Raw genomic sequence first — 19,549 nt, forward strand, 5'->3', positions numbered from 1 at the left:
CGAGGTTTATAAAAAATATCTTATATACAAATGATGTGTAACACTGAAAAGAGAAAGACAATGTTAGTTTTTGAAAGGGGTTTGTACGTTTGGCTAGAAAACAGCAATTTGATTACAACGAAGATGCCATACAGGTGCTCGAAGGCCTTGAGGCTGTCAGGAAAAGGCCGGGTATGTATATTGGCTCTACTGACGCGCGGGGTTTGCACCACTTGGTTTATGAAATTGTAGATAACTCTGTCGACGAGGTGCTTGCCGGCCATGGAGATCACATAATCGTCAAAATACATAAAGACAATAGTATTTCTGTACAGGATAGAGGCCGCGGCATGCCGACCGGAATGCATAAGCTCGGCAAACCAACCCCTGAAGTGATTTTAACGGTGCTTCATGCCGGAGGAAAATTCGGCCAAGGCGGCTATAAGACAAGCGGCGGGCTCCACGGAGTTGGTGCATCAGTCGTGAATGCTTTATCTGAATGGCTGACGGTTACCATTGAGCGGGACGGTTTTGTCTATCAGCAGCGATTTGAAAATGGAGGAAAACCGGTTACATCTCTCGAAAAGATCGGCAAAACAAAAAAGACGGGAACTCTTACTCACTTTAAGCCAGATCCAACGATGTTCAGCACAACCACTTATAATTTTGAAACGCTCTCTGAGCGCTTAAGAGAGTCTGCGTTTTTGTTAAAAGGACTAAAAATTGAGCTGATTGATGAACGCAATGACCTGCGTGAGGTCTTTTATTATGAAAACGGCATAGAAGCGTTTGTTGCTTACTTAAATGAAGAAAAAGACGTCTTGTCTGAAGTGGTCTCGTTTGAGGGTGAGCATCATTCTATAGAAGTGGACTTTGCGTTCCAGTTTAACGATGGTTATTCTGAAAATATTTTGTCGTTTGTCAACAATGTCAGAACAAAAGACGGCGGGACGCATGAGTCAGGTGCAAAAACTGCGATGACGCGTGCTTTTAATGAATATGCGCGAAAAGTGGCTTTGCTGAAAGAAAAGGATAAGAACCTTGAAGGCACCGATATAAGGGAAGGGCTTTCAGCCATTATTTCTGTCCGCATACCTGAGGAGCTTCTTCAATTTGAGGGACAAACAAAAGGAAAGCTCGGTACCAGTGAAGCAAGATCAGCGGTTGATGCGATTGTTTCAGAGCAGCTTGCTTACTTTTTAGAGGAAAATCGGGACATCGCAACGCTTCTTGTCAAAAAAGCAATCAAGGCGAGCCAGGCGCGCGAAGCGGCACGCAAAGCCCGTGAAGAAGCAAGAAGCGGCAAAAAACGAAAAAAATCAGAAGCGACTTTAAGCGGAAAGCTGACGCCTGCGGGTTCAAGAAACCCGGCAAAAAATGAATTGTATCTCGTTGAGGGAGATTCAGCAGGCGGGTCAGCCAAGCAGGGACGAGACCGCAGATTCCAAGCGGTTCTGCCTTTACGCGGTAAAGTCATTAATACAGAAAAAGCTAAGCTTGCTGATATCTTTAAAAATGAAGAGATCAATACGATCATTCATGCGATCGGCGGGGGAGTCGGAGCAGATTTCTCAATCGATGACATCAACTACGACAAAATCATCATTATGACCGATGCCGATACTGACGGCGCCCATATTCAAGTGCTGCTTCTTACCTTTTTCTATCGCTATATGAAACCGCTCATTGAGCATGGCAAGGTGTTCATTGCGCTGCCACCTTTATATAAGGTCAGTAAAGGAAGCGGGAAGAAGGAAATCATTGAATATGCATGGTCTGATGAAGAGATGGGTGATGTCCTGAAAAAAGTCGGCAAAGGCTATACCATTCAACGATATAAGGGTCTTGGAGAGATGAACGCAGACCAGCTGTGGGAAACGACGATGAATCCGGAGTCCCGCACACTTGTTAGGGTCAAAATTGACGATGCGGCACGTGTAGAGAGACGTGTGACGACGTTAATGGGAGACAAAGTAGAGCCGCGCAGAAAGTGGATTGAGAAAAACGTCGCTTTCGGCTTAGATGAAGAAAGCAATATTTTAGAAAATGAAAACTTATCGGTCGCTGAGGAGGTTTAATGATTGTCACAGCCAGAATTATTTCATGATTTACCATTAGAAGAGGTGATCGGCGACCGTTTTGGACGCTACAGTAAATATATTATTCAAGACAGGGCGCTGCCCGATGCGAGAGACGGATTAAAGCCGGTACAGCGCAGAATTCTGTATGCAATGCATACAGATGGAAACACGTTTGATAAAAACTTCAGAAAAGCGGCCAAAACGGTCGGTAACGTCATCGGTAACTATCATCCGCACGGTGACAGCTCGGTTTATGAAGCAATGGTGCGGATGAGCCAGGATTGGAAAGTTCGTAATGTGTTAATCGAAATGCATGGAAACAATGGAAGTATCGACGGAGATCCCCCGGCAGCCATGCGTTATACAGAGGCACGATTATCTCCGATTGCATCTGAGCTTCTTCGGGATATTGACAAAAACACGGTTGAATTTGTGCCGAACTTCGATGATACAAGCAAGGAGCCTGTCGTACTCCCGGCGATGTTTCCTAACCTATTGGTCAACGGATCTACCGGGATTTCAGCAGGATACGCGACCGACATTCCCCCTCATCATCTGGGAGAAGTCATTGATGCTGTCATTAAGCGTATTCAAATGCCATCTTGCTCTGTTGATGAACTTATGGAAGTCATTAAAGGGCCTGATTTTCCGACAGGCGGTATTATTCAGGGCGTTGACGGGATAAGAAAAGCTTACGAAACCGGAAAAGGAAAAATCATTATCCGCGGAAAGGCTGAAATTGAAACAATCAGAGGCGGACGAGAACAAATTGTCATTACTGAAATTCCATTTGAAGTAAATAAAGCAAACCTTGTAAAAAAAATGGACGAGTTCCGTATTGATAAAAAGGTTGAAGGCATCTCAGAGGTTCGTGATGAAACGGATCGAACAGGGCTGAGAGTGGTCATTGAACTGAAAAAAGAAGCTGATGCCAAAGGCATTTTGAATTTCTTATACAAAAATACTGATTTGCAGATCACATATAACTTCAATATGGTGGCTATCCATAACCGTCGTCCGATGCTGATGAGCCTGCCGTCTATTTTGGATGCATATATCGGACACCAAAAGGAAGTTGTCACAAACCGGTCCGTTTATGAGCTTCAAAAAGCAAAAGACAGACATCATATCGTAGAAGGGCTCATGAAAGCTTTGTCTATTTTAGATGAAGTGATTGCAACAATCCGTTCTTCTAGCGATAAACGTGACGCTAAAAACAATTTGATCGCGAAATATGAATTTACGGAGCCTCAGGCTGAAGCCATCGTGTCATTGCAGCTATATCGTTTAACCAATACCGATATCACAGCGCTTAAGGAAGAGGCAGAAGAGCTCGGTAAAAAAATTGAAGAGCTCGAATCTATTCTGAGCAATGATAAAAAACTGCTAAAAGTGATTACAAACAGCTTAAAAGCACTGAAAAAGAAATATGCAGATACGAGACGCTCCGTGATTGAAGAAAAAATTGAAGAAATTAAAATCAATCTCGAAGTCATGGTTGCATCTGAGGATGTATATGTAACCGTTACGAAGGATGGTTACCTAAAACGGACGAGCCAGCGCTCATTTGCCGCTTCCAACGGTCAGGATTTCGGAATGAAAGATACGGACAGGATGCTGCATCAGTTTGAAATGAATACGACAGACGTGCTGCTGCTCTTTACGAACAAAGGAAGCTACATCTATTGTCCTGTTCACCAGCTGCCTGATATCAGATGGAAGGACATGGGCCAGCATTTTTCAAATCTGATCACTATTGACCGTGATGAAACGATTGTAAAGGCCATACCGATAAAAGAATTTGATCCGTCGGCATATCTTCTATTCTTTACGAAAAACGGGATGGTGAAAAAGACAGAGCTCACCCATTATAAAGCACAGCGTTATTCTAAGGCGCTTGTGGCCTTAAATCTGAAGGGTGAAGATGAACTGATTGATGTACATGTAACAAATGGGGAAAGCCAGATCTTTATGGCCACTCACTTAGGGTACGGTCTATGGTTTGGAGAAGATGAAGTGAATGTAGTTGGCGCGCGTGCGGCAGGTGTCAAAGGGATTAACTTAAAAGAGGATGACTTTGTTGTCTCCGGTGAGATCCTTCAGCAATCTGATTCAATTGTCTTGTTCACACAGCGGGGAGCGGTAAAACGCATGAGTCTTTCTGAGTTCGAGAAGACATCCCGCGCAAAACGCGGTGTCGTAATGCTAAGGGAACTGAAAAAGAATCCTCACCGTGTTGTAGCACTGTTCGCTTGCGGTCTTGAACAGCGACTAATGGCAGAAACAGAAAAAGGCGACAGAAAAGAACTGCAGGCAAAAGAGTTGCGGACAAACGACAGATACAGCAATGGCTCTTTCTTTTTTGATGAAGAGGAATCAGGTAAGGTTACAGCTGTTTGGCGCCTTCATATAGAACAATAATAAAAAACCCGCTCATACTATATGAGCGGGTTTCGTTTGTTTTTTATCAGCTTTCATGGTTGGTGAATAGATCTGTTACCGCATGAATGACTTCAATTCCCTGCCATACAAATAAATTTAGCGCTGTGAAAGAGAATAAGCCTAAAATCACCATTCTTAAGATAAACAACATGTTAAACAGCCTCCTCATATTTTCGTTACATAATCGGGTGATGTTGAACATGAAGTTTGCCGAAATAAGACGATTGATAAAATTTGGCCAGTATAAAGCTTTTTTTCCGCTGACGTCTGCGGGAGTATCCCGTACTTTTGCTTTCAGCGGTCAGCAGCAGAACAGCCATTGCCCATAAAGCGGTCAGCGTAAATGCCCCTGTGATGGATTTCTTCTCATCATCAGCATTTTGGCCGGCTTTCATTTCATGCATTTCCTGCTGGTCGGCTACGGCTTTATAATGATGGCCGATATCAAAGGCGTGGGGAATTGAGAGCAAATGAAAACTGGCAATCGCCAAGAATAAGATGGATGCTTTCAATATCGTTACTTTTTTCAAATGATCTCCCCCTCCTTTAATATTACTGAATATTTTTATAATAATACCCCAATCCATCCTAAAAGTAAACCTGATTTATTAAATTTAAAAATAAACTTAACTTTGTTAAGTATATATCTTTTTGCTTATTTTTGAAAGAGAAAACTTCTTTTATTAGCGTATGTATACCCGGTTTATGGTGTGAATAAAAACATATTTTAAATGATATGTTTGTTGTTTAGGATTTATTACTTTATTTATGTGTAAATCAAAGAGAAAGGCAAGAGAATGGGAAGAAATGATTACATTGTTAATAGGGTACTCTTTTTTTAAAGCCAGCTTGCAAGGAATGTTTTTATTCGTAGGAAAATAATAGAGAAGGGGTCGACAGAGTAACATCTGGCTATGACAATATTCTTCTCGAAAAAACTTCCTAATTCGTCATATTGTGATATAATAAAACTCGTTATGTTAAAAAATCTAACATCAAAATCGAATTCGTATTGAATTGATGAAAACGGGAGGTAAATATGGAGTCTTTTTTCAATAGTTTGATTAATATTCCAAGTGATTTCATCTGGAAATACCTATTTTATATTTTAATAGGGCTTGGATTATTTTTTACCATACGTTTTGGTTTTATCCAATTCCGTTATTTTATTGAAATGTTCAGAATAGTAGGGGAGAAGCCGGAAGGAAATAAAGGTGTTTCATCTATGCAGGCATTCTTTATTTCGGCCGCATCCCGAGTCGGCACAGGGAATTTGACTGGTGTAGCCTTAGCAATTGCGACAGGCGGACCGGGCGCTGTATTTTGGATGTGGGTAGTAGCTGCAGTAGGTATGGCTTCAAGCTTTGTTGAGAGTACGTTAGCGCAGCTTTATAAGGTGAGAGACGGGGAGGATTTCCGCGGAGGTCCGGCTTACTACATTCAAAAGGGTCTTGGAGCCAGATGGCTTGGCATCGTTTTTGCAATCTTAATTACCGTCTCATTCGGCTTGATTTTTAACGCTGTTCAAACAAATACAATTGCTGGAGCATTGGATGGCGCATTCCATGTGAATAAAATAGTTGTAGCCATAGTTCTGGCGGTTTTAACTGCGTTTATCATTTTCGGCGGTTTAAAACGTGTTGTCGCTGTTTCACAGCTAATTGTGCCGGTTATGGCAGGCATTTATATTCTTATCGCTTTATTTGTTGTCATCACGAATATTACGGCTTTCCCTGGCGTTATCGCTACAATTGTTAAAAATGCTTTAGGTTTTGAACAAGTCGTCGGCGGCGGAATAGGCGGCATCATCGTTATCGGTGCGCAACGCGGACTTTTTTCAAACGAAGCAGGAATGGGGAGCGCACCAAACGCGGCTGCGACGGCTCATGTATCCCATCCGGCAAAGCAAGGCTTTATTCAAACATTAGGCGTATTTTTCGATACATTTATCATATGCACGTCCACAGCATTTATTATTTTGCTGTACAGTGTAACGCCAAAAGGCGACGGCATCCAAGTCACACAGGCTGCTCTTAACCATCATATTGGAGGCTGGGCGCCGACTTTCATCGCAGTCGCAATGTTCTTGTTTGCATTCAGTTCAGTTGTCGGCAACTATTATTATGGCGAGACAAACATTGAATTTATTAAAACAAGCAAAACATGGCTGAACATTTACCGTATTGCCGTAATTGCTATGGTTGTGTATGGATCTTTATCAGGCTTCCAAATCGTTTGGGATATGGCGGACCTCTTTATGGGTATCATGGCGCTGATCAACTTAATTGTGATTACGCTGCTGTCAAACGTTGCTTACAAAGTGTATAAAGATTACGCGAAACAGCGAAAGCAAGGACTTGATCCTGTGTTTAAAGCGAAAAACATCCCAGGGCTGAAAAACGCTGAAACATGGGAAGATGAGAAACAAGAAGCATAATATAAATATAAAACAAAGCTGCATTCAATAGTTGAATGCAGCTTTTTCATTATTGGAAATAAATTTAATTTTTCGACTCGAATGAAAAATGACCTGTAAAGTCCCAATTCAGTCCGGTTTTCTTTGTTCTATATGTGTCATGTGTGTCTTATTCAATGGAGATAGAGTAAATTGACAGGCTTTTAAACCTCCCAAAAACAAGAAATTAGGTTGATAGACAATCATGAGAAAGATTTTTACAATGAGTTCGTGCTCATAAGAAGTGGAGAGCCAAAATGATGCGAAGGAGGAAAAGATCAGATATGAAACGGTCAATCTCGATTTTTATTACGTGTTTATTGATTACGTTATTGACAATGGGCGGCATGCTGGCTTCGCCGGCATCAGCAGCAGGGACAAAAACGCCAGTAGCCAAGAATGGCCAGCTTAGCATAAAAGGTACACAGCTCGTTAACCGAGACGGTAAAGCGGTACAGCTGAAGGGGATCAGTTCACACGGATTGCAATGGTATGGAGAATATGTCAATAAAGACAGCTTAAAATGGTTGAGGGACGATTGGGGTATCACCGTTTTCCGTGCAGCGATGTATACGGCAGATGGCGGTTATATTGACAACCCGTCCGTGAAAAATAAAGTAAAAGAAGCGGTTGAAGCGGCAAAAGAGCTTGGGATATATGTCATCATTGACTGGCATATCTTAAATGACGGTAATCCAAACCAAAATAAAGAGAAGGCAAAAGAATTCTTCAAGGAAATGTCAAGTCTTTACGGAAACACGCCAAACGTCATTTATGAAATTGCAAACGAACCAAACGGTGATGTGAACTGGAAGCGTGATATTAAACCCTATGCGGAAGAAGTGATTTCCGTTATCCGCAAAAATGATCCAGACAACATCATCATTGTCGGAACCGGTACATGGAGCCAGGATGTGAATGATGCAGCCGATGACCAGCTAAAAGATGCAAACGTTATGTACGCACTTCATTTTTATGCCGGCACACACGGCCAGTTTTTACGGGATAAAGCAAACTATGCACTCAGCAAAGGAGCACCTATTTTTGTGACAGAATGGGGGACAAGTGATGCTTCCGGAAATGGCGGTGTATTCCTTGATCAATCGCGGGAATGGCTGAAATATCTCGATAGCAAGACCATTAGCTGGGTGAACTGGAATCTTTCTGATAAGCAGGAATCATCCTCAGCTTTAAAGCCGGGGGCATCTAAAACAGGCGGCTGGCTGTTGTCAGATTTATCTGCTTCAGGAACATTCGTTAGAGAAAACATTCTCGGCACCAAAGATTCGACGAAGGACATTCCTGAAACGCCAGCAAAAGATAAACCCACACAGGAAAACGGTATTTCTGTACAATACAGAGCAGGGGATGGGAGTATGAACAGCAACCAAATTCGTCCGCAGCTTCAAATAAAAAATAACGGCAATACCAAGGTTGATTTAAAAGATGTCACTGCCCGTTACTGGTATAAAGCGAAAAACAAAGGCCAAAACGTTGACTGTGACTACGCGCAGATTGGATGCGGCAATGTGACACACAAGTTTGTGACGTTGCATAAAGCAAAGCAAGGTGCAGATACCTATCTGGAACTTGGATTTAAAAACGGAACGCTGGCACCGGGAGCCAGCACAGGGAATATTCAGCTCCGTCTTCACAATGATGACTGGAGCAATTATGCACAAAGCGGCGATTATTCCTTTTTCAAATCAAATACGTTTAAAACAACGAAAAAAATCACATTATATGATCAAGGAAAACTGATTTGGGGAACAGAACCAAATTAGTTAAGCTTTTTTTGGCGGACATCAGTAACGATGTCCGTTTTTATCATCTAATAGGAGGTTTGGCGTTGTGGATGAAATACTGAAACAGTATATGATGCTGTACAAAGAAATGAGTAATATGATAAATGGTCCCGACTATCCAGGTAAGGAAAAAGACATCCAGCATCAAAAAGATCAGATCGAAGTTTACGAAAAACAGCTGCAGCAAGGATTTTCTACAGATTATGACTATGATGTGTTTGCTGATTCTGTTATCAAATGCGCATATGGCGATATGACGCTGGAAGATTTAGAAGCAGTTTATCATGGATTGACAACACCATTTTTTTGATTTGTCATTCAGCAGTAAAATTTCAAAATTTCAACTTCTGTCTCACTAACTTAAGTATACTTTAATATTGAGACAGAAATTTATTTATTTTGTCTACTTCCTAGAATATATATTATGTAAACTAGAAAAGATGAAGATTAAAGCTTTGCTGTTTTTATATACATCCTTTCTTCTTCCTGTAATTCAGCAACAAAATAAAAAAGCGATTTCCCAATCGGAAAATCGCCAATTCAGACACTCTATTATTTATGTGTGTCTTTGTGCTCTTAACGATTTACAACAAATGTTGTGACGCTTTGAGCTGGAAGATGGGCCCAAAAATGATTGCCTGATACAGTGAGATTCGTTCCAGGTTGTAGATTGCTGCTGCTGCTCGTGATCCATCTAGATACGTTTGAAGCAGATCCATTCTGCAAAACAAAGTTTTGGTTGACTCCTGTGTTGCTTTTATTGATAGCAACAATAACGACCTTGTTGTCACCTTTATAGGCTGACACGTAAACGTTCGCATTAGGGTTTTTCGTTGCATCAATTCTTAAATAGCCGGGACGCACAAACTTTGAGAAATGAGCCATATTGTAGCCGCGTTTGCTGATCGTACCATCTTCTTTCATAGGTCCATATGATCTTCGGATGTACCACCATACATAAGCTTGAAAGTCCCCCTCTACCATCGCATTGTGAATATGTTGTGAAACATCCAATGCCTCGGGCCATCGATCCGCCGAGTTGTTATCACTGTTCGGATAGTATACTTCCGTCATCCAAAGGTCCTTCCCCGCTCCTTTTTGTTTGAAAAGAGGATAAGGGAATTGGCTGACCTGGGTGCCGTACAGGTGGGTTCCGAGAATATCCATATTGGCAAGAGCCTGCGGATCGTTCAAAATCGGGTCCGACAAATTCTTCAAGTATTGAAATGACTCAGGCGCAATGACGCGGGCATTGATCGATCCGGCGTTTTCTCTCATAAAGCGAAGTATCTCTTGCGGCGTCCACCACGTCCACTCGTGAGCGTAATCAGGCTCGTTTTGTACCGAAATCGCGTAAAGATTCACACCATTATTCTTCATGAAGGTAACAAAATCGTTAAGATGCTGCGCGTATGCTGCGTACTTGTTGTATTTCAGCCGTTTAGCCGATGTGTCACCATTACGATTAAAGGTCTCAACCATATCACTTGGAGGATTCCAAGGAGAAGCAAAAACAATTGCTCCATGTTTGACCGCACTCTTTGCAGTCTCCACCTCTTTATACCAATTATTTCGATTTTCATCTACATGAATTCTTAAGATTGAAAATCCTAACTGGTTCTGTCCATTGCCAAAAGCAGTTTCTCTTTGAGCTGCTGTAAGATCCCCAGCCCAAGCGGGATGATTCATCCCTCCAAAACCGCGAATCACTTGTTTCTCTGCAGATACATTAACTGTTACATCACTTGCTGCCAAAACTTCAGTAGCGCCTGGCCCTAACATGACTGACAGCATAGTGAAACATACTAATAGTACACAAATTGTTTTTTTTATGCGTGGAATCATTTATTCCTCTCCTTCGTCATGTGTCTTTTACGGTATTAAAAAATCTGCATGGCATATCCATAATGGCGGGCTGTTCCGGTGCCCGCCCGTACTTCACCCGCCTCGTTTTTAAGCGGTCCCATTACGAGTACTATCTTTGCGTAAACTGCCAGTAATCAAAATTAAACAAGTTTCCTGTACCTGTTCCGGTAAATACAAAGAATACTTTGTGCACACCGGTTGCCCCGCTTACTGCAGTTTCTATTTCTCTCCACGTTTGCGCTCCGCCTGTTGAAGGTACATTCAGAGTTCCAACAAGCTTACCGTCTGCACTGTCGAGGCGCACTTCTATTTTCCCGCCTGAAGTGGATGCTACATTTGCTTTAAATGACCTGGCACCGACCGCTCCGAAGTCTGCATTTCCTACAGCAATCCAGTCTCCATTTTGAATGCTTGTTACATGCTGATTATTTACTGGCCCGCCGGGTGCTGTGGACTTCTCTGTCAAAATGCGTCCATTCCAAGCAAACGTTTCAGCTTCTACCCGGTTATAAGGATTCAAATTGGAAAGTTGTGTTACACCTGCATAATTTGCTGCTACCTCTTGGATGGATCCATCTGGGTTATGCACCAGCTTATTAATATGTGGAGAACGGTATCCTTTGCCGGCCCCGAACAGAGCGGAACTGACAGTTTGCGCATGGTACACCACATACCACTCGTTTTTAAAATTGAAAACAGCATGATGGTTGTTTCCGCCACCTCCGAAAAATGCACCCGGATTTTTCAGGAAGTGCCCTCTATATGTAAAGGGACCCATGGGATTTGAACTGGTCATGTAGCCGATCTCACCCGGGGGTTTATCGGCCGGGTGCGTGCCGCCGAAATTAATGCAATAGGAGTAATAATATGTTCCGTTATACTTGTGCAATCCCGAATCTTCAAACATGAAAGGCGCATCAATTGTAGATGCACTTCCAACAACACTCGTCATATCAGGCCCCAATTTTATGACTCTAGCCGTTTTAGGATTGGCCCATTGTGCCTGCGTTGGATTTGAACCGCCAGGAACGCCTCCGCCGGCATACAGGTAACCGGTTCCGTCGTCATCTACAAATACTGCCGGATCAAAAAGCCATACAACACCAGACATTCCTGGCGTACTTGGCGTTACGAGCGGTTTTCCGATTGGGTCGGTCCATGGACCAATCGGGCTGTCTGCGGTGAGAACCCCGATACCTCCGCCGCTGTTTGCGAAATAAAGGAAGAATTTATCCTTGCCATTAATTTTTTTAACTGCGATTGACGGTGCCCATGACGCACCTGCCCATTTTGCAATTCCACGGCCTCCATTAGCTCCATTGGTACCTGCTACCGGAATGGCTCCGTGGTCTGTCCAGTTCACCATATCCGCTGAAGATATGACGAATACTCTATTCAAATTGGCAAATGAATTATCTTTAATTGTTCCGTTGCTATTATATTCATAGTCATCACTTGACATATAGATGTAGACTCTTCCGTTATAGGTCAGCGCAACCGGATCCGCTCCCAAATGATGGTCGATAAGCGGGTTTGAATTCCCTACATGTTTTGCAATTGTACTACTGGTGGCAGCATACGCAGACTTCCCAGATAAGCAGCTCAATAATAAAACTAGAATCCATAAACATACGCTACACTTTTTCCTCATCACTTCACATCCTCCTTTTTCCTTAAAATGGGGGATTTTCTTTTTGATAACAACAGGTCATGAAGATCGCACGCATAAAGTAGCCGGAAGCTGTTTAGCAATGTTCCCAGTTGTTCTGAAAGCTCATCTTCATATGTCTCCATTCTCTCCTTTCTTCGAGGAGATCGCATCACTCCTTCAAAATTGTTCAAAAAAACTTCCCCATTCCTAGCGACCATTGTCCAGAAAATAAAAAGACAGGATTGTTCATGGCCTTCCACTAATCACATTGAACGGAGATTACATCATTATCCAAGATATCCCTTTATCTAACATCCTACATCATTAAAAAAATTGTGTATAGAAACTTTTGGAGGAGTTAGTGTTCGATTCTACAAAGGAACTGGATACATTTATTCATTGATAAGATGGGGCTAACACTCCGTTTATATTTGTATGTTTTCAGACACAAAAAACAGCCGTTCAATGCGGCTGTTTTTTCAAGAGTATAAGACTATTGAGCGGTATACCCGCTTTTTCATGTTTTGTTCATATTTTTTTAATTGTTTATTCAACACTGTCCGCTATAGTAATCCATATCAACAAATATGACTGCCACTCGCATCTTTTATGAAGGGAGGTCCGTTACGCTGAAAGAAAAAATAAAGACATTAGGCCGTTTTTGCACCGTAGGCGTCGGCAATACGCTGATAGATTTTGGTGTCTTCTTTCTTCTTGCCGCTTGTCATGTCTCTTATCTGCCGGCGCAGATCTGCTCCTATACTGCAGGTATCGTCAACAGCTATGTGTGGAACCGGAATTGGACGTTTTGTGTGAAACGTAAGGCTGACGGGAAAGAGATCGTGCGTTTTCTCATGATTAATATTGCCGCGTCAGGGATCACCTTTTTGCTGCTTTATTTGTTTCAAAATTGCGGCTGCTCGCTTTTGGTGAGTAAGCTCGCCGCCACTATCGGCGGAATGATGATGAATTTTATCGGAAACCGAATCTGGGTATTTGGAGATTCACTGAAAAACATACAGGATCAGGAGTGAGGATGAATGAGAAAAAAAGTGAGAAAAGCAGTTATTCCCGCAGCGGGTTTAGGAACGAGATTTCTGCCGGCGACAAAGGCGCAGCCTAAAGAAATGCTCCCAATCGTCGACAAACCAGCAATCCAATATATTGTAGAAGAGGCCGCAGAGTCAGGAATTGAAGATATACTGATTATTACAGGGAGAAATAAACGCTCGATTGAAGATCATTTTGATCGGTCGGCGGAATTGGAATTCAATCTCTGGGAAAAAGGCAAGACGGAGACACTTAAGGAAATGCAGCAGATTGCCGATTTGGCCAACATTCATTACATCCGCCAGAAAGAACCGCTCGGATTAGGCCATGCGGTGCTGTGTGCGGAGCATTTTATCGGAGATGAGCCTTTTGCTGTTCTCTTAGGTGATGATATTATGGTGTCTGAAACACCGGCTCTTCGGCAATTAATGGATGTATATGACGTTTATGGCACAGAGGTTGTCGGTGTACAGTCAGTTCTCCCTGAGGATGTCAGCAAATATGGTATTATAAATACATCAGGGTCTCAAGGGCATGTATATGAAGTGAACGATTTAGTGGAAAAGCCTTCTCCTGAAGAAGCACCTTCGGAAATCGCAGTAATGGGACGTTATGTGCTGAATTCTTCGATCTTCTCCGTTTTGAAGACAATTGGCAGAGGCGCGGGCAACGAAATTCAGCTGACAGATGCGCTTCGTGAGGTTTGCCGTAAGGAGCCGATCCACGCCCGGCTGCTGGAAGGAAATCGATATGACATTGGCGATAAGCTAGGCTGTTTTAAAGCGAGCACCGAAATCGGCTTAATGCGTCCCGAAATGAGATCTCAGCTTTTGGCCTATTTAGAAGATGTGATCAAACGGGAAACGAAAGAAATGCTGCGGTAAAAAAATTGTAACCATCTTGCTCGTCAATCAGTCATATAATAGTGAAAAAGATTAGGACAGGTTGTGAAGAATGTGGGCAGTTTGATAAGCGAAATTTTAACATGGCTGACGAACATGGGATATGCGGGTATTGCGATTGGGTTAATGATTGAAATCATTCCGAGTGAGATTGTATTAGCTTATGGCGGCTATATGGTATCGGAAGGCACGATTGGATTTATTGGCGCAATTATTGCGGGTGTTATCGGGGGTACCATTGCCCAGATCTTTATTTACTGGATCGGCCGCTATGGCGGCAGGCCATTTCTGGACAAATACGGGAAGTATTTATTGATTAAAAAGCATCATATCGACATGTCGGAAAACTGGTTTCAGAAATACGGCGCCGGAGTTGTCTTCTCGGCTCGTTTTATACCGGTTGTCAGACATGCCATATCCATTCCGGCAGGTATTGCCAGAATGCCTTTTCTCAAATTTGTGGTACTGACTGTGCTTGCTATCATTCCATGGTCTATTCTGTTTGTTTATTTAGGCATACAGCTAGGAAGCCAGTGGGATGATGTTGAGAATATAGCAGGCACTTATACAACACCGATTATGATATTGGCTGTTGTCGTGATAGCCCTTTATTTTGTGATTAAGAAACGTACAGCCATATTTAAACGATAGCTAGCGGATATGCATAGGGGTGACTGACGCTCCCCTATGCATATTTTTTTACTTGCGATGTTGATTTGCCAGCTTCAGATTCTCCGCTAAAAATGCGACAAACACTTCATCCCGCACGAGCGATGCGGCATAATTTCTCTTAATAAACCATTCTGCCTCTTCAAACGCTGCGAATGTTTCGTCTTGGGTTTCTCCGTTAATTTGAATATTCCATTCGTTGTCTAAAGGGAAAAGAAAAAATCTCATTTGTGCGCGATTTTCATATAATGATCCATTCGCAGATCCCTTTAGATTATAGATGTTACGGAAGGCATCCGGCCGTACAGGATCAATACGGAAAGCTTCAGCTACAAACAACTCGTATACTTCATCGGTTATTGAACAGCCGGACGCTTTTGCATGCCCTCCGCCGCCATATCGGCCGGCGATTTCTGACACATCGATGTAATCATGAATGGTGCGGAGACTGACTCGTTTTGACCCCATGCTCAAAATCGCAATGTAATCGAGGTGCGGGTTATCTTTCCCTAGCCTGTTCCCCAGCTCTGAATGGTACGATTCAGCGTGAACGATGCCTACACAGTGTTCGTGAACAAAGGTTTGTACCATTTCCCTTTTCTTTCTGCGGAGGTAGCGCTCGATTTTTTCGTCTTCTAAATCAAGCAGTTTTTCTTCAAAATCATCGAAGAAAAATTCGTCATGCGTGGAAAGGCGCTGGATCATTTTTGCTTCAAATTCATCGATTGACAGCAAAAAGAAAAGATCATTAAGCCGCTTCGCCTGTTTTTGATCGTACCGCTCCCACTCCCATGTATCGTATTGGCGGACGAGCTCTGTGAATTGATCTAAGGCGTTTGTCGGTTTCATGAAGCCATTTTCAACGAGATAGCCATATAAAAGCGATGTCGCGGATGTGAGCCTTCCATCATCGTATTCCACCTGGACAAATCCCCATTCATGCTCATTCAAATGAAGGGCTGTTTTATGATGGTCTATGAGCTTCACTTTGCCCCCTGCATGAACATACTCATTCAATCTCTCTTCGTTTTCTTCATTGACGGCGAGATCGGTGATGAATAACGCGTCCTGTCTGTTGCTCTCCTTCGCTTTTTCTAAAAAGTACTGCACCTGTGCGTTTAAGCCGTTGACAGAGTTATACCGGACCTCTACGTCTTTTCCGAACGCCAATTTTGCTACGATTCCGCACCCTACTCCGTCCAAGTCGTTATGTGAATATAAATGATACATAATGTAGGCCCCTTTTTATGATAAACTGACAATTGCCGCTAGAGGTGCGGCAGCCTTTATTTACTATTCTAAAAAACCAACCGTTTTATGCAATGGTAATTAGTTGACATAATGTTGTTATTGTAAATATATAAAGGAGCGCTTTTTTTGCGCTCCTAAGTTCTTGCTTTTACACCGGATAAACCGGATGCTTTCGATTGGTAAATGTCATTTCCTTTGTCATGTATGCCTTGAGCCGTTTGGCCAACTCATCACGCAGCGAATTGGCTGGGATAACAGCATCAATGATCATTTCTGAAGCCAGACGGTAGATATTGATGTCCTCTTTGTATTCCTCCCGTTTGCTGCTGATAAATGCGGCTCTCTCTTCTTCTGGCAGCTCGGCGATTTTTTTAGCGTAGACAGCGTTTACAGCTGCCTCAGGGCCCATGACGGCGATTTGGGCGGTTGGGAGCGCTAGACAGCAATCCGGTTCAAATGCCGGCCCTGCCATTGCATACAACCCCGCCCCGTAAGCTTTTCGGACAATGACAGAGAGTTTTGGAACAGTTGCCTCCGACATCGCAGAAATCATTTTCGCTCCGTGTCTGATAATCCCAGCCTGTTCTACTTTTGTGCCAATCATAAAACCGGGGATATCGGCTAAGAACAGCAATGGGATATGAAAAGCGTCACATAAGGTAATGAACTTAGCCGCTTTGTCAGCTGAATCGTGGAATAAGACGCCTCCTTTTACCTTCGGCTGGTTTGCAACAATGCCGACAGGCTGTCCGTGGATTCGTGCGAGGCCCGTCAATAATTCCGGTGCAAATAAGGCTTTGATCTCAAAAAATGAGTCTTCATCTATGACCCGCTCAATCAGCTCATGCATATCAAAAGGTGCGTTTTGATTTTGCGGAATGACATCGGCAAGCGGGGTGTCGAAGTGTTTTGGCGGGCGTTTCTCATGAATGGGCGCTTTTTCTTGAAAATTTGCCGGAAAGTAAGACAAATAAGCCCGCGCCAGCTGTATGGCTTCTTCTTCAGTTTCTGCAAGAATATCTCCGCAGCCGGAGATTGAGCAATGCATACGGGCGCCACCCATTTCTTCAAGAGACACTTTTTCTCCAATAACCATTTCCGCCATCCTTGGCGAGCCTAAATACATGGAGGCGTTACCGTCTACCATAACGACGATATCACAGAAGGCCGGAATATAAGCGCCACCTGCCGCAGATGGTCCGAAAAGCAGACAGATTTGCGGAATGCGTCCCGATAATTTGACTTGATTGTAAAAAATTCTTCCTGCACCGCGTCTCCCTGGAAAGACATTGATTTGGTCGGTAATTCGGGCGCCTGCCGAATCGACTAAATAAATGAGCGGACAGTTTAATTTTTCCGCGGTTTCTTGAATTCTGATGATTTTTTCAACTGTTTTAGCTCCCCATGACCCCGCTTTCACTGTTGAATCATTCGCCATGACGCAAACAGTTTGGCCGCCGATTTTGCCGATACCGGTTACAACTCCGTCAGCGGGAAGCCCGTCTGACATACATTCCGCAAAAAAAGCGTCTTCTAGCTCAATGTCATCGTCAAAGAGAAGGGAAAGCCGCTCTCTGACAAAGAGCTTGCCTTTTTCCCGATTGCCTTGATGATACTTTTCCGCTCCGCCTTTTCGAATCCGTTCAGCCCGTTCTGTTCGTTCCTTTTCATAATCCATGAGCATTGCCTCCCTTTTATATTCCCTTGTATACGGCCCGTCTTTTTTCTTGAAAGGCCTGAAGCCCTTCTCTCCTGTCTTTTGTCGGGATGGTTTGTTCATACGCTTTTTGTTCAATCGCAAGGCCTGTAGCGAGATCTGTCTCCAATCCTTTATTGATTGCAAATTTAGCCTGACGGACAGCGATCGGCCCGTTGGCAGAAATGGCTGCGGCCAGTTCCTCTGCTTTTGGCATAAGGTCACAAGGAGCCGTGACATGCTCTACAAGGCCGATTTCTTTTGCTTCGTGTGCGGTCACGCGTCTGCCTGTATAAATGAATTCTTTTGCTTTTCCTCTGCCAATCAGCCGGGGCAGCCTTTGGGTCCCTCCAGCGCCCGGGATAATAGCTAACCCTGTTTCCGGAAGTCCCAGCACAGCTGATTCAGCTGCGATTCGAAGGTCGCATGCCAATGCCAATTCTAGTCCGCCGCCTAATGCGCTTCCATTTATCGCAGCTATGACCGGCTGCGGCAAGGCATCAAGTAAAGCCGCCGTTCTTTGAATGAGAGATACACTTTCCAGAACCTGATCTTCTTTCAGTTTTATCCGTTCCTTTAGGTCTGCCCCTGCACAAAACGCTTTTTCACCGGTGCCTGTGAGGATGACGCAGCGGATGTTTGAGTTGAATTCAATTTCCTGAAGAATCATTTGCAGGTTTCTAAGCATTTCCGCTGAAAGAGCATTTGCTGCCTGAGGCCTGTTAAAGGTGATCAACGCCATATGTTCATTTTTAACAGTAAAAAGAATAGAGTCTCCCATTGTATGCGTCCTCCCTTTTATCAAGATGATTTAAACACCTGTAAATTTCTGCTCGGCAGCGGTTTGCCCATTTTTTCTTCTATCCATTTGGCCGCAGATAGCAGTTTTTCTAGCTTTACATTTGTTTTGATATCCATCTGTTCAAGCATGTACACGATATCCTCAGTTGCGGCGTTTCCTGATGAACCTGGCGCATATGGGCATCCCCCAAGCCCGCCTGCCGAGCCGTCGAACACCGTGATGCCCATTTGGAGTGCTGTGACCATGTTGGCCAGAGCGGTTCCTCTCGTATCATGAAAATGCAAGGCAATTTGATTAGCCGGGAATCGTGCCAAAAGAGCTTCAAGTACAGTTTCCACTTGGGCGGGATTAGCCGCTCCAATCGTATCTCCAAGCGACAGTTCAGAAATCCCAAATTCAAATAGAGCTTCTGAAAGGCGAATGACTTGTTCAATGGGGACATCTTTTTCGTACGGACAGCCGAAAACAGTCGAGAGGTAGGCTCTTGTTGTGAGGTTTGCTTTTTTTGCGTCGTTGTTTACTTGTTTGAGTATATGAAGGGATTCAGAAGTGGATTTATTGATGTTTTTTCTGTTGTGCGTCTCGCTGGCGGACATAAAAACGCAAGCTTCGTTAATGCCTCCTTCAAGCGCATTCTCCAGTCCTCTTTGATTCGGGACAAGTGCCGCGTACGTTACCCCTTTTTCTCGGTCGATGCCTTTTGCTACATCGATAGCATCTCGAAGCGCCGGAATCCATTTCGGGTGAACGAAGGATGTGATTTCAATATACGACAGCCCTGTCCGGGAAAGCTGGTTGATCCAGGTTATTTTATCCTCTGTTGCGATCCATACGGGCTCGTTTTGTAAGCCGTCACGCGGGCCGACTTCTTTGATTGTCACTTTTTTAGGATATGACATG

At 43.4% G+C, this 19,549-nt stretch carries 16 protein-coding genes; 8 read left to right on the forward strand and 8 right to left on the reverse strand.

All coding sequences use genetic code 11. From position 1 onward, the window contains the following. Positions 1 to 89 precede the first annotated feature (89 nt). Complete coding sequence (parE, locus tag NSU05_RS09610; RefSeq protein ID WP_038429042.1) at positions 90 to 2,057, forward strand: DNA topoisomerase IV subunit B; 1,968 nt, start codon at positions 90 to 92, stop codon at positions 2,055 to 2,057. Between the two features lie 3 nt (positions 2,058 to 2,060). Then, positions 2,061 to 4,481 carry a DNA topoisomerase IV subunit A gene (gene parC / locus NSU05_RS09615; protein ID WP_038429043.1) on the forward strand — a complete coding sequence of 807 codons (2,421 nt, stop codon included), beginning with the start codon at positions 2,061 to 2,063 and terminating at the stop codon, positions 4,479 to 4,481. Between the two features lie 46 nt (positions 4,482 to 4,527). On the opposite strand, the gene NSU05_RS09620 is transcribed toward parC, so the two are convergent. Both NSU05_RS09620 and NSU05_RS09625 read right to left on the reverse strand, forming a co-directional pair. After that, positions 4,528 to 4,653: a hypothetical protein gene (locus tag NSU05_RS09620; protein WP_003231548.1), complete on the reverse strand. Its 126-nt coding sequence runs from the start codon at positions 4,651 to 4,653 to the stop codon at positions 4,528 to 4,530. A 25-nt stretch (positions 4,654 to 4,678) separates the two neighbouring features. Next, the gene (locus tag NSU05_RS09625) at positions 4,679 to 5,032 is read right to left on the reverse strand and encodes a hypothetical protein (RefSeq protein ID WP_014476950.1); all 354 of its coding nucleotides are present in this window, start codon (positions 5,030 to 5,032) and stop codon (positions 4,679 to 4,681) included. A 509-nt stretch (positions 5,033 to 5,541) separates the two neighbouring features. Between NSU05_RS09625 and NSU05_RS09630 the strand changes: the two genes are divergently transcribed. From NSU05_RS09630 to NSU05_RS09640, 3 genes are all read left to right on the forward strand, one after another. Further along, on the forward strand, positions 5,542 to 6,939 hold the full coding sequence (locus tag NSU05_RS09630; protein ID WP_021479777.1) for an alanine/glycine:cation symporter family protein: 1,398 nt from the start codon (positions 5,542 to 5,544) through the stop codon (positions 6,937 to 6,939). Positions 6,940 to 7,241: 302 nt separating this feature from the next. Continuing rightward, a complete protein-coding gene (gene eglS, locus NSU05_RS09635) occupies positions 7,242 to 8,741 on the forward strand; it encodes an endo-1,4-beta-glucanase EglS (RefSeq protein ID WP_038429044.1) in 1,500 nt (499 codons plus the stop codon). A 67-nt stretch (positions 8,742 to 8,808) separates the two neighbouring features. Beyond that, positions 8,809 to 9,072, forward strand: coding sequence for a YnfE family protein (locus NSU05_RS09640; protein WP_038429045.1), 264 nt, complete (start codon positions 8,809 to 8,811; stop codon positions 9,070 to 9,072). A gap of 266 nt (positions 9,073 to 9,338) precedes the next feature. Here the strand turns inward: NSU05_RS09640 and xynC are convergent, their stop codons facing one another. Further along, positions 9,339 to 10,607 carry a glucuronoarabinoxylan endo-1,4-beta-xylanase XynC gene (gene xynC, locus NSU05_RS09645; RefSeq protein ID WP_038429046.1) on the reverse strand — a complete coding sequence of 423 codons (1,269 nt, stop codon included), beginning with the start codon at positions 10,605 to 10,607 and terminating at the stop codon, positions 9,339 to 9,341. Between the two features lie 130 nt (positions 10,608 to 10,737). Further along, entirely contained in the window at positions 10,738 to 12,279 is a 1,542-nt protein-coding gene (xynD, locus tag NSU05_RS09650) for an alpha-L-arabinofuranosidase (RefSeq protein ID WP_038429047.1), read from the reverse strand. A 587-nt stretch (positions 12,280 to 12,866) separates the two neighbouring features. Between xynD and NSU05_RS09655 the strand changes: the two genes are divergently transcribed. From NSU05_RS09655 to NSU05_RS09665, 3 genes are all read left to right on the forward strand, one after another. Then, complete coding sequence (locus tag NSU05_RS09655) at positions 12,867 to 13,313, forward strand: GtrA family protein (RefSeq protein WP_052124601.1); 447 nt, start codon at positions 12,867 to 12,869, stop codon at positions 13,311 to 13,313. Positions 13,314 to 13,319: 6 nt separating this feature from the next. Further along, positions 13,320 to 14,213: a UTP--glucose-1-phosphate uridylyltransferase GalU gene (gene galU, locus NSU05_RS09660; RefSeq protein ID WP_038429048.1), complete on the forward strand. Its 894-nt coding sequence runs from the start codon at positions 13,320 to 13,322 to the stop codon at positions 14,211 to 14,213. Positions 14,214 to 14,285: 72 nt separating this feature from the next. Next, a complete protein-coding gene (locus NSU05_RS09665; protein WP_003231529.1) occupies positions 14,286 to 14,882 on the forward strand; it encodes a DedA family protein in 597 nt (198 codons plus the stop codon). Between the two features lie 48 nt (positions 14,883 to 14,930). On the opposite strand, the gene nrnB is transcribed toward NSU05_RS09665, so the two are convergent. The 4 genes from nrnB to ldeG all read right to left on the reverse strand — a co-directional run bounded on the left by nrnB (position 14,931) and on the right by ldeG (position 19,548). Beyond that, positions 14,931 to 16,130 carry an oligoribonuclease NrnB gene (gene nrnB / locus NSU05_RS09670; protein WP_015714023.1) on the reverse strand — a complete coding sequence of 400 codons (1,200 nt, stop codon included), beginning with the start codon at positions 16,128 to 16,130 and terminating at the stop codon, positions 14,931 to 14,933. A gap of 169 nt (positions 16,131 to 16,299) precedes the next feature. Beyond that, complete coding sequence (locus tag NSU05_RS09675; RefSeq protein WP_082200952.1) at positions 16,300 to 17,835, reverse strand: acyl-CoA carboxylase subunit beta; 1,536 nt, start codon at positions 17,833 to 17,835, stop codon at positions 16,300 to 16,302. Between the two features lie 10 nt (positions 17,836 to 17,845). Further along, a complete protein-coding gene (locus NSU05_RS09680) occupies positions 17,846 to 18,628 on the reverse strand; it encodes an enoyl-CoA hydratase (RefSeq protein WP_014479955.1) in 783 nt (260 codons plus the stop codon). Between the two features lie 20 nt (positions 18,629 to 18,648). After that, on the reverse strand, positions 18,649 to 19,548 hold the full coding sequence (gene ldeG / locus NSU05_RS09685; protein ID WP_015714026.1) for a hydroxymethylglutaryl-CoA lyase: 900 nt from the start codon (positions 19,546 to 19,548) through the stop codon (positions 18,649 to 18,651). Between the last annotated feature and the right edge of the window lies 1 nt (position 19,549).

It is taken from the genome of Bacillus sp. EU52 (genome assembly GCF_037964975.1).
GTDB lineage: Bacteria > Bacillota > Bacilli > Bacillales > Bacillaceae > Bacillus > Bacillus subtilis.